At 54.8% G+C, this 14,533-nt stretch carries 14 protein-coding genes and 3 tRNA genes; 4 read left to right on the forward strand and 13 right to left on the reverse strand.

Features of this window, described 5'->3' with window-relative positions; translation table 11 throughout:
- Positions 1 to 139: 139 nt before the first annotated feature.
- The 13 genes from deoD to HYQ67_RS03070 form a co-directional block, all read right to left on the reverse strand.
- A complete protein-coding gene (gene deoD / locus HYQ67_RS03010) occupies positions 140 to 859 on the reverse strand; it encodes a purine-nucleoside phosphorylase (RefSeq protein ID WP_202301367.1) in 720 nt (239 codons plus the stop codon).
- A 107-nt stretch (positions 860 to 966) separates the two neighbouring features.
- On the reverse strand, positions 967 to 2,190 hold the full coding sequence (gene deoB, locus HYQ67_RS03015) for a phosphopentomutase (RefSeq protein WP_202301368.1): 1,224 nt from the start codon (positions 2,188 to 2,190) through the stop codon (positions 967 to 969).
- 52 nt (positions 2,191 to 2,242) lie between these two features.
- On the reverse strand, positions 2,243 to 3,565 hold the full coding sequence (gene deoA / locus HYQ67_RS03020; RefSeq protein WP_202301370.1) for a thymidine phosphorylase: 1,323 nt from the start codon (positions 3,563 to 3,565) through the stop codon (positions 2,243 to 2,245).
- Between the two features lie 60 nt (positions 3,566 to 3,625).
- A complete protein-coding gene (gene deoC, locus HYQ67_RS03025) occupies positions 3,626 to 4,405 on the reverse strand; it encodes a deoxyribose-phosphate aldolase (RefSeq protein WP_202301372.1) in 780 nt (259 codons plus the stop codon).
- A gap of 345 nt (positions 4,406 to 4,750) precedes the next feature.
- The gene (locus HYQ67_RS03030; protein WP_202301374.1) at positions 4,751 to 6,028 is read right to left on the reverse strand and encodes a NupC/NupG family nucleoside CNT transporter; all 1,278 of its coding nucleotides are present in this window, start codon (positions 6,026 to 6,028) and stop codon (positions 4,751 to 4,753) included.
- Positions 6,029 to 6,199: 171 nt separating this feature from the next.
- Positions 6,200 to 6,976 (reverse strand): TatD family hydrolase, encoded by a 777-nt coding sequence (locus HYQ67_RS03035; protein WP_202301376.1) that lies wholly within the window; start codon positions 6,974 to 6,976, stop codon positions 6,200 to 6,202.
- Positions 6,973 to 8,046: a patatin-like phospholipase family protein gene (locus tag HYQ67_RS03040; RefSeq protein ID WP_202301378.1), complete on the reverse strand. Its 1,074-nt coding sequence runs from the start codon at positions 8,044 to 8,046 to the stop codon at positions 6,973 to 6,975. Before HYQ67_RS03040 ends, HYQ67_RS03035 begins: the two co-directional genes overlap by 4 nt.
- Before the next feature lie 167 nt (positions 8,047 to 8,213).
- Positions 8,214 to 8,375: a DUF1328 domain-containing protein gene (locus tag HYQ67_RS03045; RefSeq protein WP_002437547.1), complete on the reverse strand. Its 162-nt coding sequence runs from the start codon at positions 8,373 to 8,375 to the stop codon at positions 8,214 to 8,216.
- A 142-nt stretch (positions 8,376 to 8,517) separates the two neighbouring features.
- Positions 8,518 to 9,129 carry a molecular chaperone OsmY gene (osmY, locus tag HYQ67_RS03050; RefSeq protein WP_202301380.1) on the reverse strand — a complete coding sequence of 204 codons (612 nt, stop codon included), beginning with the start codon at positions 9,127 to 9,129 and terminating at the stop codon, positions 8,518 to 8,520.
- 418 nt (positions 9,130 to 9,547) lie between these two features.
- Positions 9,548 to 11,137 carry a peptide chain release factor 3 gene (prfC, locus tag HYQ67_RS03055; RefSeq protein WP_202301381.1) on the reverse strand — a complete coding sequence of 530 codons (1,590 nt, stop codon included), beginning with the start codon at positions 11,135 to 11,137 and terminating at the stop codon, positions 9,548 to 9,550.
- A 248-nt stretch (positions 11,138 to 11,385) separates the two neighbouring features.
- Positions 11,386 to 12,063, reverse strand: coding sequence for a pyrimidine 5'-nucleotidase (gene yjjG, locus HYQ67_RS03060; RefSeq protein WP_202301383.1), 678 nt, complete (start codon positions 12,061 to 12,063; stop codon positions 11,386 to 11,388).
- A 21-nt stretch (positions 12,064 to 12,084) separates the two neighbouring features.
- Positions 12,085 to 12,528 (reverse strand): ribosomal protein S18-alanine N-acetyltransferase, encoded by a 444-nt coding sequence (gene rimI, locus HYQ67_RS03065; protein WP_202301385.1) that lies wholly within the window; start codon positions 12,526 to 12,528, stop codon positions 12,085 to 12,087.
- Positions 12,497 to 12,910 (reverse strand): DNA polymerase III subunit psi, encoded by a 414-nt coding sequence (locus tag HYQ67_RS03070; RefSeq protein ID WP_202301386.1) that lies wholly within the window; start codon positions 12,908 to 12,910, stop codon positions 12,497 to 12,499. Before HYQ67_RS03070 ends, rimI begins: the two co-directional genes overlap by 32 nt.
- Positions 12,911 to 13,017: 107 nt before the next feature.
- On the opposite strand from HYQ67_RS03070, the gene rsmC reads away from it, so the two are divergent.
- From rsmC to HYQ67_RS03090, 4 genes are all read left to right on the forward strand, one after another.
- Positions 13,018 to 14,055 (forward strand): 16S rRNA (guanine(1207)-N(2))-methyltransferase RsmC, encoded by a 1,038-nt coding sequence (gene rsmC, locus HYQ67_RS03075; protein ID WP_202301387.1) that lies wholly within the window; start codon positions 13,018 to 13,020, stop codon positions 14,053 to 14,055.
- A 121-nt stretch (positions 14,056 to 14,176) separates the two neighbouring features.
- A tRNA-Leu gene (locus HYQ67_RS03080) sits at positions 14,177 to 14,263 on the forward strand.
- Positions 14,264 to 14,295: 32 nt separating this feature from the next.
- Positions 14,296 to 14,382, forward strand: a tRNA-Leu gene (locus tag HYQ67_RS03085).
- A 46-nt stretch (positions 14,383 to 14,428) separates the two neighbouring features.
- Positions 14,429 to 14,515, forward strand: a tRNA-Leu gene (locus HYQ67_RS03090).
- The last annotated feature ends 18 nt before the right edge of the window (positions 14,516 to 14,533 follow it).

Below are 14,533 nucleotides of genomic sequence, written 5' to 3' on the forward strand. Positions count from 1 at the left end.
ATGAATAGATACATGAATAGATTTATAGCGCTAATAAAATGAAAGATAAAGCCAGAATGACAAATTTTGAACTATCCGTGAATAGATACTGACAACCAAAAAAGGCGCCCTGAGGCGCCTTTTTCACTAAGAGCAAAATTTACTCTTTGTCACCCAACAGCACGGATTCAAGGGCAATCTTGATCATGTCGTTGAAGGTGGTCTGACGCTCGGCGGCGGTGGTCTGCTCGTGCGTACGGATATGGTCGGAGACGGTGCAGATGGTCAGCGCTTTCGCGCCGTATTCTGCTGCCACGCCATAGATACCAGCCGCTTCCATTTCCACGCCCAGGATGCCGTATTTTTCCATTACGTCGAACATTTGCGGGTCTGGCGTATAGAACAGATCTGCGGAGAAGATGTTGCCCACGCGAGCGTCAACGCCCAGCGCTTTCGCCGCATCAACCGCGTTACGCACCATATCGAAATCTGCGATAGCCGCAAAGTCATGGTCCTTGAAACGCAGGCGGTTCACTTTGGAATCCGTACATGCGCCCATACCGATAACCACGTCACGCAGTTTCACATCGGCACGAACCGCGCCGCAGGAGCCCACGCGGATGATTTTCTTCACGCCGAAATCGGTGATCAGCTCTTTGGTGTAGATAGAGCAGGATGGAATACCCATACCGTGGCCCATAACGGACACTTTACGGCCTTTATAAGTCCCGGTGTAGCCCAGCATGCCGCGCACGTTGTTCACTTCGCGCACGTCTTCGAAGAAAGTCTCCGCAATGTGTTTCGCACGCAGCGGATCGCCCGGCATCAGTACGACGTCTGCGAAATCACCCATCTCTGCGTTAATGTGTGGCGTTGCCATTATTCTGTCCTTTTAATTTATTTTTGCCTGACGGCGGCTGTGCGTTATCAGGCCTGCAAACGGTTTCACGTAGGCCGGATAAGCGTAGCGCCATCCGGCAACGGGTATCACAGCATGTTTTTGCCGTAGTCCATATCCGACACACCGAAGTGTTTCGCCACGGTCTGACCGATGTCCGCGAAGGTTTCACGGTGGCCAAGAGAGCCGGCCTTCACTTTCGGGCCATAGACCAGTACCGGGATGTGCTCACGAGTATGGTCGGTGCCTTTCCAGGTCGGGTCGCAGCCGTGGTCCGCGGTGAGGATTAAAATATCGTCCTCTTTCAGCAGTTCCATCAGCTCCGGCAGGCGGCGGTCGAACAGCTCCAGACCACCGGCATAACCGGCGACGTCGCGGCGGTGGCCCCAGGATGAGTCGAAATCAACGAAGTTGGTGAAGACGATGGTGTCGTCGCCCGCTTCTTTCATCTCTTTGACGGTGGCGTCGAACAGCGCGTCCAGACCGGTCGCTTTCACTTTTTTAGTGATACCGACATTGGCGTAGATGTCCGCAATTTTCCCCACGGAAACTACCTGACCGTTTTTCTCTTCGACCAGTTTTTTCAGCACGGTGGGCGCCGGTGGCTCAACGGCCAGGTCGTGACGGTTACCGGTACGCTGGAAGTTGCCCGGCTTGTCGCCGATAAACGGACGAGCGATAACGCGGCCGATGTTGTAGCCGCCTTCGGTCAGCTCTTCACGGGCTATTTCACACAGCTCGTAAAGCTTATCCAGGCCGTAGGTCTCTTCGTGGCAGGCAATCTGGAACACGGAGTCGGCGGAGGTATAGAAAATCGGCTTGCCGGTTTTCATGTGCTCTTCGCCCAGTTCGTCCAGGATCACGGTGCCGGAGGAGTGGCAGTTACCGAGGTAACCCGGCAGATTCGCGCGCTCAACCAGCTTGTCGAGCAGCTCCTGCGGGAAGCTGTTCTGCACGTCGGAGAAGTATCCCCAGTCGAACAGCACGGGCACGCCCGCGATTTCCCAGTGGCCAGACGGGGTATCTTTACCGGATGAAAGCTCATGCGCCCAGCCGTAAGCACCGATAACTTCTGCTTTACCGTCCATGCCCGCCGGGATTTTACCGGTAGAGCCTTCAGCGGCTTTAACCAGGCCCAGACGGGTCAGGTTTGGCAGGTTCAGCGGCCCTTTACGGCCGTTGTCCGCTTCGCCTTTGGCACAGGCTTCCGCAATGTGCCCGAATGTATCAGAACCGACGTCGCCGAAGCGGTCAGCGTCTTCTGTAGCACCGATGCCGAAGGAGTCCAGCACCATAATAAATGCACGTTTCATATTGTTCTCCGTACCTTGTGCTCTGTAAAAAAGCGATCGGATCAGTATACCGCTATTGGGTGATTCGGCGATAGACCGTTGGCGTTTCTGTCGGCTGAGTATCGTTAACTTTGATTGCCGCCTTCACGGCGCGCGCCGCTTCCTGCCACTGGGCTTCGCTTGCCGCATGGATCACCGCCAGCGGACGTGAGGTATCCACGCTCTCGCCCAGGCGAGCCATGTCGGTGAAGCCGACGCTGTAATCAATAGTATCGGCTGCCTGACGACGGCCGCCGCCCATGGAAACTACCGCCATGCCTAACGCACGGGTGTCCATTTCGCTGACGAAACCTGTGCGGTCCGCGTAAACGGCTTTGCTGAGCACGGCGGTTGGCAGATATTTCGCGTAGTTTTCCACGAAGTCCGCCGGGCCTTTCTGTGCCGCAACCATGCGGCCAAAGACTTCAGCAGCTTTGCCGTTGTCCAGCACCGCCTGAAGTTTAGCGCGGGCTTCCGCGTCATCTTTGGCAAGCCTGCCGGAAATCAGCATTTCCACGCACAGCGCCATGGTCACTTCATGCAGACGCGGATTCACGTACTCGCCAGTCAGGAACTGCACCGCTTCACGCACTTCAACCGCGTTACCCGCGCTGGAGGCCAGCACCTGGTTCATATCGGTCAGCAGCGCTGTCGTTTTGACGCCCGCGCCGTTGGCAACGCCAACAATCGCTTCCGCCAGCAGCTCAGAGAGTTCATAAGTTGGCATAAATGCGCCGCTGCCCACCTTCACGTCCATCACCAGCGCGTCCAGCCCTTCGGCCAGTTTTTTCGCGAGGATGGAGGCGGTGATCAGCGGAATGGAGTCTACGGTCGCGGTAATGTCACGCGTGGCGTAGAAACGCTTGTCCGCCGGGGCCAGCGAGTTGGTCTGGCCGATAATCGCCACGCCGACATTTTTAATGATGTCGCGGAAGCGGTTATCGTCCGGGAAAATATCAAAGCCAGGGATCGCCTCGAGCTTGTCGAGGGTGCCGCCGGTATGGCCAAGGCCACGGCCAGAGATCATCGGGATGAAGCCGCCGCAGGCCGCCACCATCGGGCCAAGCATCAGGGAGGTGACATCGCCCACGCCGCCGGTGGAGTGCTTATCAACGATTGGGCCGCCCAGATCCAGACTCTTCCAGTCCAGCACCGTCCCGGAATCGCGCATGGCCATGGTCAGCGAAACGCGCTCCGGCATGGTCATGTCATGGAAGAAGATGGTCATCGCCAGCGCGGCAATTTGCCCTTCGGAAATGGTGTTGTCGCGAATGCCGTTAATAAAGAAACGAATCTCTTCGTCGCTTAACGTCAAGCCGTCACGTTTTTTACGAATAATTTCTTGAGCGAGGAACAAAGTAACCCCCTGAAGTGATCAGGTAAAAGCGGCGATCGGACAGACCGCCGCCAGAAGTGATTAGTAGCCGCTGGCGCTTTTGCCGTCGCCGTGACCCAGCGCTTTTAACAGGCTGGCAAGCAGGCTGGACGCGCCGAAACGGTAGTGGCGGGAATCGGCCCAGTCTGCGCCAAACAGATCGTCTGCGATAGACAGGAACAGAGCCGCATCTTCAGCGCTACGCACGCCGCCTGCTGGTTTGAAACCAACGGTTTTCTCAACGCCCATATCACGGATCACTTCCATCATGATGCGCGCGCTTTCAGGCGTGGCATTCACCGGCACTTTACCAGTCGAGGTTTTGATGAAGTCCGCACCAGCTTTGATGGAGATTTCAGACGCTTTACGAATAAGCGCTTCTTCTTTCAGTTCGCCGGTTTCGATGATCACTTTCAGCCAGACGTTGGCCGCCGCACAGGCTTCTTTACAGGCTTTCACCAGGTCAAAACCAACCTGCTCGTTGCCGGCAATCAGCGCGCGGTACGGGAAGACAACGTCCACTTCGTCTGCGCCGTAGGCGATAGCAGCGCGGGTTTCCGCCAGCGCGATGTCGATATCATCGTTGCCGTGCGGGAAGTTGGTGACGGTTGCGATACGGATATCCGGCGTGCCCTGCTCGTTCAGGGTTTTACGCGCAATAGGGATAAAACGTGGGTAGATACAGATAGCCGCAGTGTTGCCTACTGGGGTTTTCGCCTGATGGCACAGAGCGATGACTTTTTCGTTGGTGTCATCGTCGTTCAGGGTGGTGAGGTCCATCAGTTTCAGCGCGCGCAGGCTGCTTGCAGTTAAATCGGTCATAACACTCTCCAACAAAAGATACAGAAGTCTCAGGCTTCGAAACTCAACACGTTGGAGCGGACTTGGTTCCATGAAGAGGAGAGGCAACCCTTGTCGCCATCACGTTGAGATCCCTCTCACCGCACATTGCCGGTAGCAATGTTATAATTCTAACACTCACTACCTGGGCAATTTTGTGTTTCGAATCACAAAAGCCAAAGGCGGGATTACATACTCTCCACAGTATATGTGATTTAACGAACAAAATAACCTGTTAAAAAGGGCTTCAGAAAACGAAAATGGCCGGCATCGCGCCAGCCATTGGTTTTCGCACAATGTTAAAATTATAACATTTGCTCTCTGCCGTTACAGCGAGAGGAACACGCCCGCGATGGTCGCGCTCATCAGGTTAGACAGCGTACCCGCCGCAACGGCCTTCAGGCCAAGCTGGGCAATTTCATGGCGGCGATTTGGCGCCATACTGCCCAGGCCACCAATCAGAATGGCTATAGAAGAAAGGTTAGCAAATCCACACAGCGCGAAGGAGATAATTGCTTTGGTATGATCAGAAATGACCTGCAAGCCCGCCGCCGCAACGGTGGCATCATCTTTCAGGTACTCGCCAAAGTTCAGGTAAGCTACGAATTCGTTGATGATAAGCTTCTGGCCGATGAACGAACCAGCCACGTTCGCTTCGCTCCACGGCACGCCGATAATCCACGCCAGCGGTGAGAACACCCAGCCCAGGATCAGCTCCATGGAAAGCTGCGGGTAGTTAAACCAGCCGCCAATCCCGGAGAGCATCCCGTTCAGCAAGGCAATCAGGGCAACGAATGCCAGCAGCATTGCGCCGACGTTCAGCGCCAGCTGCATACCGGAAGCCGCGCCGGAAGCGGCAGCGTCCAGCACGTTGGCCGGGCGATCCGGATCGTTTTTCATCGATTCCAGCTCGGGCGCATCGTCTGGCACTTCGGTTTCAGGCAGGATCAGCTTGGCGAACAGCAGGCCGCCGGGGGCCGCCATGAACGACGCGGCAATCAGGTATTCCAGCGGCACGCCCATCTGCGCGTATCCCGCAAGAACGGAGCCAGCAACGGAAGCCAGCCCGCCACACATCACCGCAAACAGCTCGGAGCGGGTCATGGTTGCGATATAGGGGCGCACAACCAGCGGCGCTTCAGTCTGGCCAACGAAGATGTTCGCGGTAGCAGAAAGTGATTCGGTACGGGAGGTCTTCAGTACCTTACGCAGGCCGCCACCGAGGATGCGGATAACCAGCTGCATGATGCCAAGGTAGTAGAGCACCGCAATCAGAGAAGAGAAGAAGACGATAATCGGCAGTACGCGCAGCGCAAAGACAAAGCCACCGCCGCCGAAGATTTCAAACATCTTGTCAGAAACCAGCCCGCCAAACAGGAAAGAGATCCCCGCGTTGCCGTAAGCAATAACGTTCGCGACCCCTTCGGACATGGCAAGCAGGACTTGACGTCCAACAGGTACATAGAGGATCAGCGCACCGATACCCACCTGAATGATCCACGCGCCGAGAACGGTACGCAGGTTAATGGCTTTACGGTTGCTGGAAAGAAGAACAGCGATCAGCAGCAGAACTATCATGCCGACCAGACCCATAAGGATTTGCATACAGATTCCCTGTGCATAGTAAAAAACAGGAAAAGCCTAAGGGCTTTCCCCCAACGCGCGGATTATAACGGCAGAAGTCGGGCAGATTGCCAGCGCCATCACGAATTTATACAAATCTAAGCAAACGTTTGTCTTATATAGTGACGGCGATCACATCATTTTGCTGAATAGTTACCAACAAAATAATTTGTCTGCGTTGTAAATCAACGCATTGGCGATCTCTGAGGGAGGTTCAGCACGCAGTTCGCAGAGCGTTTTAAAAACGTCGGCAACGCGTTCGGGGCGGTTTGGTTGTCCCTGGAAACCGTTAAGGGGCATATCCGGGGCATCTGTTTCCAGCAGCAGGGATGAGAGTGGCAAACGGGTCATCACATCCCGCGTTTTACCGGCGCGTGGATAGGTAATCGTCCCGCCGACGCCGATGTAATAGCCCAGGTCGATAAACCTCTCCGCCTGTTGCAGGCTTCCGGCAAAACCGTGTACCACCCCGGTACGAGGCAGGGCGTGGCGTTTCAGGTGCATGGCGAGTTTGTCGTGGGTACGACGTGAATGCAGGATCACCGGTAGATCGTAGTGTTTTGCCAGTTTTAGCTGCGCATCGAGGATCGTTTCCTGCCGGTCGAACAAGGGATCGTCCATATAAAGATCCAGCCCGATCTCCCCTATCGCCACCAGCTTTTCAGGCTGTTGTTGCAGATGATGTTCAAGCAGCGCAAGTGACGCATCGTTATGTTTAGGGATGACAATGGGGTGCAGCCCGATGGCGGCATACAGGGCTGAATGCTGCTTGGCTAACGCCAGCACCGTCGCAAAGCGCTCTGCTTCGATGGCCGGAACGATAATTTTCTCCACGCCCGCCTGGTTTGCCAGCTCAATGCTTGCGGCTTCACTGCCGGTGAACGGCGGAAAATCGAAATGACAGTGGGTATCGTAGAACGTCGTCGTCACGCGCTGTCCTCATTGTTAAACGAAGCATCGTTAGCTTCCGCTGCGCCAACGACAGGTTTGATCAGTAGCTCATTGGCTACGGCCGCAGGCGGTACCACCAGCGGTCCTGGCGCCACAATGCGTGGGCGGTGGCGTTTAATTGGCGGCGTCTCGGCCAGCAATCTTCCCACCGTTGCAAGGAAATAGCGCCCACACATACGCCCGGTTTTATAGTCGGCGTTCAGCGACGGCAGGCGGCTGCCGAGGGCGATACTCTGCAAAGGTTTCGGCGGATAGATTTCAAAGATGCGCAGCTTGCCTGGCGGCTTTTCGATAAAACTCTGGATTTCGCGGTAGCTGGCTTCGTGATGATGCACCAGGTTGAGCAGCGGCTGCAGGCTGCTGTCGCCCAGCCAGCGTTCCATACGTTTAAACCACTGCGGGGTGTAATACATCTGGGAAGGAACTGTGCGGATCACCACCAGCGTATCCGCGCCAAGGCGCACGGCCTCCCGCACCGGGATAGCATCGCTTATCCCGCCGTCCTGATAGCTAATGCCATCGATGTCCACGCCCGTACGGTAAAAGCCAGGTATGGCGCTTGAGGCTTTAAGGATATTCAGCCAGGTGGCATCTGTCGGCGAGAAGTACCCCGGCGCATAGTCATCGCTGCGGCAGGCGCACATATAAAATTGCCTGCCTGTCTCGAAAAGTTTGTCCGCGTGGGACATAGACAGAGGAAGTTTGGCCGCTGTCGACTCCACGAGCCAGTCGAGATCGATAAGGTTTCCCCCGCGGACAAAACGCAGCGGGTCGAAGAAATCGCGGGTCGTGGTAAAGCGGGTGATGACGCGGCGTGCGTAACCGGGCTGGTTACAGACGTAAGCGGATAAATTTTGTGCGCCGGCAGAGGTGCCGAGGAAAAAATCGAACGGGTTGAATTCTGCGCGCATGAATTCGTCCAGAACCCCGGCGGTGAATATCCCACGCTGTCCGCCACCCTCACAAATGATGGCAAGCTTGCCGGGACTAAACGGTTTTGACGCAAGCGGCGCAATATTGCCGAGCGTTACGGGTATACGTAGTCCCACCCTGCTTCCTAATTTTGTTTTTATTGGTGGATGGCACTTCGTTTATCCACCCTACGCACTCAGAGCATTGTAGGTTGGATAAGCGTCAGCGTCATCCGACAACCCACAAAATGCGAGAGCCAGTCAATTGACTGGCTCTCTGGTCGGTCTCTAACTGTTATAGCACGCTATGGACGTCTACGGCCCATAAACAGGCTGACCAGGAACAGAATAATACCTACCACGAAGACGATTTTTGCAGCACCTGCTGCGGTACCAGCAAGGCCACCAAAGCCCAACGCTGCTGCAATCAACGCGATAACCAGAAAAATAATGCCCCAACGAAACATAAGCCTCTCCTTAAACCATAGTGAACTCTAATCGCTTCTTAATGAGTGCCCTTCAGGCTTTCCCACTGGCGATGTATGAGTAGCGGTAGTGCTGACTGCTTCCCCCGGACACCCCGAGGGAAAGAGTTTTGCTATGCTGCTATTACTGTACTTTCAGGTCGTTTTTAACGCTTTTAACGCCGTCAACGGCCTTGGCAATGCTCTCAGCGCGCTCGGACTGAGCGTTAGACTTCACATGGCCTGAAAGCTGAACAACACCATCGGTGGTTTCTACTTTCACGTTACGAGACGGCACGATGTCGTCTGCTAACAGTTTAGCTTTGATTTCGCTTGTGGTTGCGGTATCGCCCGCATAACCGCTTACGGATTTGTCTTTGCCATCGCGAACGTGGAGTTTATCGCTCACGGAAGAGACGCCTTCCACGCCTTTGGCAACGGTAACCGCCTGCTCGGCCTGGGCCTGGCTTTCAACGAAGCCGCTCAGCGTCACCACTTTCTTATCGGTCTTCACCGAAATATCGGTGCTTTTAATGTTCTCATCGTCAACCAGCGCCGCTTTCACTTTCGCAGTGATGGAGCTGTCGTCCATGAAGTTACCGACTTGATTCATAGAGCTATCGATTTTTTTCCCTGCGCTATCAGCTGTAGATTCAGTTTTGTTCATCATGGTGTCTTCCGCAAGGGCCGTGCCGCTTGCCAGAACCGAGCCCAGAACTACCGCCAGCAGAGTTTTCGAAATCTTAGTCGTAGTCATCGATTTATTCCTGTAAGTTTGCTCAGAATTTGAGCTCTAAGCCACAACGTGGCAGCTTTGCTGAAAAGGCTTGTTTCACCTAAGCTTGCTCTCAGTCATCGGCTTCATGGATAACCAAACTTTACGGCTACTCGCCCTGTTCGATATATCGCCTTTCATGAGTTAAAGCAGTTATTAATATCGCGATTACAAATTTACCTTGAAAAACATCCCGTAAAATCTGTTATTTGTGGGACATTTATCCATGTAACTTGTCATTACATTGTTAAATATAGATCACTATCGCAAAATTGCATGTCTGAACGGTTGAAAAAGCGGCAAACGAAGGAGAAAGCGGGGTAATTAAGAGTATTCCGTAAGGGGTTAATAAGACTGGAAAAGTAGCGGGACGCGGCGGCTGCCGCGCCCTGCGCGGGGATCAGTGCTCGCGAGTTTTGCGGAACACAACTTCCGGGTAACGGTCCTGCGTCAGATTGAGGTTGACCATCGTCGGCGCGATATACGCCAGATTATCACCACCATCCAGCGCCAGCTGCATTTCGTTCTTACGTTTGAATTCTTCAAACTTCTTCACGTCGCTGCTTTCGACCCAGCGAGCGGTAGAAACGTTTACAGATTCGTAAATCGCCTCAACGTTGTATTCACTCTTAAGACGAGCCACAACCACGTCGAACTGCAGCACGCCCACCGCGCCAACGATCAGATCGTTATTGGCGATTGGGCGGAAGACCTGCACCGCGCCCTCTTCTGAAAGCTGAACCAGGCCCTTAAGCAGCTGCTTCTGTTTCAAAGGATCGCGCAGACGGATACGGCGGAACAGTTCAGGGGCGAAGTTCGGAATACCGGTGAACTTCATCATCTCGCCCTGGGTGAAGGTATCGCCAATCTGGATGGTGCCGTGGTTATGCAGGCCGATAATATCGCCCGGGTACGCCTCTTCAACGTGGGAGCGATCGCCCGCCATAAAGGTCAGCGCGTCGGAGATAACTACGTCTTTACCGGTACGAACCTGGCGCAGCTTCATGCCCTTTTCGTATTTGCCGGACACCACGCGCATAAACGCCACGCGGTCGCGGTGTTTCGGGTCCATGTTGGCCTGAATTTTAAAGACAAAGCCGGAGAACTTCTCTTCCGCTGCTTCAACTTCGCGGCTGTCGGTCTTGCGCGGCATTGGCGCGGGCGCCCACTCCACCAGGCCATCCAGCATATGGTCCACGCCGAAGTTACCCAGTGCGGTACCGAAGAAGACTGGGGTCAGCTCACCTTCAAGGAACAGCTCACGATCGAACTCGTGAGAGGCACCCTGCACCAGCTCTAGCTCATCACGCAGCTGCGCGGCCAGGTCTTCACCCACGGCAGCTTCCAGCTCAGGATTGTTAAGCCCCTTAACAACGCGAACATCCTGGATAGTGTGGCCTTTGCCGGTCTGGTAAAGATAAGTTTCGTCTTTATAGAGGTGATAAACCCCTTTGAACAGCTTGCCGCAGCCGATAGGCCAGGTGATAGGGGAACAGGCGATTTTCAGCTCGCGCTCCACTTCATCCAGCACTTCCATCGGATCGCGGATGTCGCGGTCCAGCTTGTTCATAAAGGTGAGGATTGGCGTGTCGCGCAGGCGGGTAACTTCCATCAGCTTGCGGGTACGATCTTCTACACCTTTCGCGGCGTCGATAACCATCAGACAGCAGTCCACCGCCGTCAGGGTACGGTAGGTATCTTCAGAGAAGTCTTCGTGCCCTGGGGTATCGAGCAGGTTAACCAGGCTGTCGCGGTATGGGAACTGCATCACGGACGTGGTAATGGAGATACCACGCTGCTTTTCCATTTCCATCCAGTCAGATTTTGCGTGCTGGCTTGAGCCACGGCCCTTAACGGTACCGGCGGTCTGGATTGCCTGTCCGAACAGCAGCACTTTTTCAGTGATGGTCGTTTTACCGGCATCCGGGTGGGAAATGATCGCAAAGGTGCGGCGTTTCGACACCTCTTGCAGGAAAGGAGACAAAGTCATAATTGTATCTTCTGTGAATGCGCGCGGCGCGGGGCCACGCGACGAATGAACGTTTTCTGGCGGCTATTTTACCCATCAGTGTGGGTTTAACAATCAACAATCATCCGCAGGATGACAAACTTTATGCGATTGTGAACTGAATAAAGCTCACCGGAATATTAACAAGGAAAATCAATTAATTGATTTTCGGCTGCTTACCGACAAAGAAGGGGAAACCACGTTTTTCCCTTCTTTGTTAATATTCTCAATCATGGCTTACACAACAGTTGCTCCAGTTCACTTAGAGAGGATACCTGCCATGTGGGGTGAATCCCCTCTGGCAGAGCGCGCCCATGGGCGTTTAGCCAGCAGGTTGCAATGCCTGCGTTGTTGCCGCCCAGAATGTCTGATTCGGCGGTGTCCCCCACCATCATCACGCGGTCGCGCGGCGGGTTGCCCATCTGCTCAAAAGCATAATCGAAGATGCGGGGATCCGGCTTGGCGACGCCAACCTGTTCGGAGATAACCAGCAGGTCGAAAGCATCGCGCAGGCCGGTACGCTCAAGGCGGATTTGCTGCAGCGCCGTGAAGCCGTTGGTGATAATGCCGATCTTCGTTTTGCCTTTCAGCGCGTTGAGCAAAGAGACCGCACCCGGCAGCGGGGTACAAATCTCGGCCATGGCATTCAGAAATGCGGCGTTCAAATCACCTGCCGGCACATTCAGTCTTTCCGACCAGCTCTGAAAACGCTGATGTTGCAGATGTAAGGCAGTGATGGCACCGTTCTGGTAATCCACCCACAAAGGTTTATTCACTGCCTGGTAATCCTGGAAATCTTCAGCGGTGAACGTCACGCTGTAGTCGAGAAACATCCGCTGTAAGCCGCCGAAAGCGTCAAAGGTAAACAGCGTTTCGTCGGCATCAAATAAAATCCAGTCCCAGTTCATCAACACACCTTTCTTATCGTTTCAACCAAGCGGTAACGCCATGATAATCGCGTCTTCCCTGCCCTCTTTTGTCGGGTAATAGTTGCGGCGAATCGTCGCTTCGTTGAAGCCAAGACTCTCGTAGAGCGCAATGGCTGCGGCATTCGAGGCGCGCACTTCAAGCCACAGGGTAAAGACATCTTTTGCTTCCAGCTCGCGGATTAAATGTTCCAGCAGCTGGCGGCCTAATCCTCTGCGCTGCCAGGCGGGATCGACCGCGATATTAAACAACGTCGCTTCATCGAGGACGACCTGGGTGACGGCAAACGCCGCCATGTTGCCGTCGACATCGAGCCGCAAATTGAAATAGCGCTCGCCCTGGTTGCTGGCGAAGGTCTTTTCACTCCACGGGAAAGCATGGCTGCGCTGTTCGATAACGTACGCCGCCGGCAAATCATCCGGCGTCAGGGAAGAAATCATGTTCATGTTTGCAAATTTGCTGCCACAGCGCCCGTCGGGCGGTGCCATTATGATAAAGCTCGTTTAAGGCAGGCGTCGTCAACTGCACGCCGGGAAGAGAAAGCGGTGCCTCGACACCCAGACGCCAGCTGTGGCAGGGCAAGTCTGCGGGCAACATTGCCGCACGTTCCGGCGTGAGCTGCATGACCTGTGCAGGCAGCAGTGCCAACGCGCGCAGTACGTCGCCGACCAGCGGATCGCTGAGAGCCGGAAGGTCTTCGGCCACCATCACCAGCCGGGTATTCGCCTGCAGCGAGACGGCAATTTCGCCCTGCAACACCAACGGTCGCCGCAGCTCCCACTGGGTGATGCCCAGTTGCTGTAACAGCCAGTCGCGTCGCGAAGTCATAGCGAAACCTTTTGAGAGTGCCAATTGGGGCGCAAATATAGCAAATACATCGAATGTGCGCCATTAAACCTCTATAATCCTGGATCTGATTTTCCAGGAGTAATTTGATGACTGCGTTAACCCCGGCAAGCGAAGTGCTGCTGCGCCACAGCGATGATTTTACCGAAAGCCGCGTCCTGTTTGCCGGTGATCTTCAAGACGATCTACCCGCCCGTTTCGACACCGCGGAAAGCCGCGCTCATACCCAACAGTTCCACCACTGGCAGGTGCTCAGCGCCCAGATGGGTGAAAATGCACAGTACGGACTTGTTGCGGGAGCCGACATCGTCGGTGACTGTAATACGCTGATTTACTACTGGCCGAAGAACAAGCCGGAAGCGCAATTCCAGCTGATGAACATTCTCTCCCTGATGCCGGTTGGCTGTGACGTATTCGTTGTGGGTGAAAACCGCAGCGGCGTGCGGAGTGCGGAACAAATCCTTGAAGACTATTGCCCGCTGACCAAAATCGACAGCGCGCGCCGCTGCGGTCTGTACCATGGTCGCCTCGAAACGCAACCTAAGTTTGACCAACAGGCGTGGTGGGATGAGTACGATCACGAAGGCATGACGGTGAAAACCCTGCCGGGCGTGTTCAGCCGCGATGGCCTGGACACCGGCAGCAAGCTGCTGCTCTCCACCCTGACCGCGCATACCAAAGGTAAAGTGCTGGATGTCGGCTGCGGCGCGGGCGTGCTGGCGATGACGCTGAAGAGCCACTCTCCGAAAGTTCGTCTGACGCTTTGTGATGTCAGCGCTACGGCAGTGGAAGCCAGCCGCGCAACGCTTGCCGCAAACGACATCGAAGGTGAGGTGATCGCCAGCAACGTCTATTCAGAAATCAATGGCCGTTTCGACATGATTATCTCCAACCCACCGTTCCACGATGGCATGCAGACCAGCCTGGATGCGGCCCACCAGCTGATCCGCGGGGCGGCTCGTCATCTGAACATGGGCGGCGAACTCCGCATCGTTGCCAACGCCTTCCTGGCCTACCCGAACGTGCTGGACGAAGTGTTTGGCAGCCATGAGGTCATCGCACAAACAGGTCGTTTTAAAGTTTACCGTGCCGTACTGGCCCGTGCAGCCAAGGCGAAGAAGCGCTAAACACGCCCCAGCGCCGCTTTTTGCAGCAATTGCGAAAGCGGTGCCAAATTAACTGTTGACGAAGCTCAGAAAACATCTAGAATGCGCCTCCGTGGTTGTGATACTTCGGTATTACAGGTATGCGAAGGTGGCGGAATTGGTAGACGCGCTAGCTTCAGGTGTTAGTGTTCTTACGGACGTGAGGGTTCAAGTCCCTCTCTTCGCACCACCAACAACCACGCAAGATATCGTTCGCACTGCGCGAAGGTGGCGGAATTGGTAGACGCGCTAGCTTCAGGTGTTAGTGTTCTTACGGACGTGAGGGTTCAAGTCCCTCTCTTCGCACCATGCGAAGGCGATATCTGACCTTTAAGCGCAAGCTTAGAAAAACTGTGCGAAGGTGGCGGAATTGGTAGACGCGCTAGCTTCAGGTGTTAGTGTCCTAACGGACGTGAGGGTTCAAGTCCCTCTCTTCGCACCACTTTCTGGTTGTTTCCCA

The sequence above is a fragment of the Dryocola clanedunensis subsp. sulfonylureivorans genome, assembly GCF_016756775.1.
Lineage (GTDB): Bacteria > Pseudomonadota > Gammaproteobacteria > Enterobacterales > Enterobacteriaceae > Dryocola > Dryocola clanedunensis.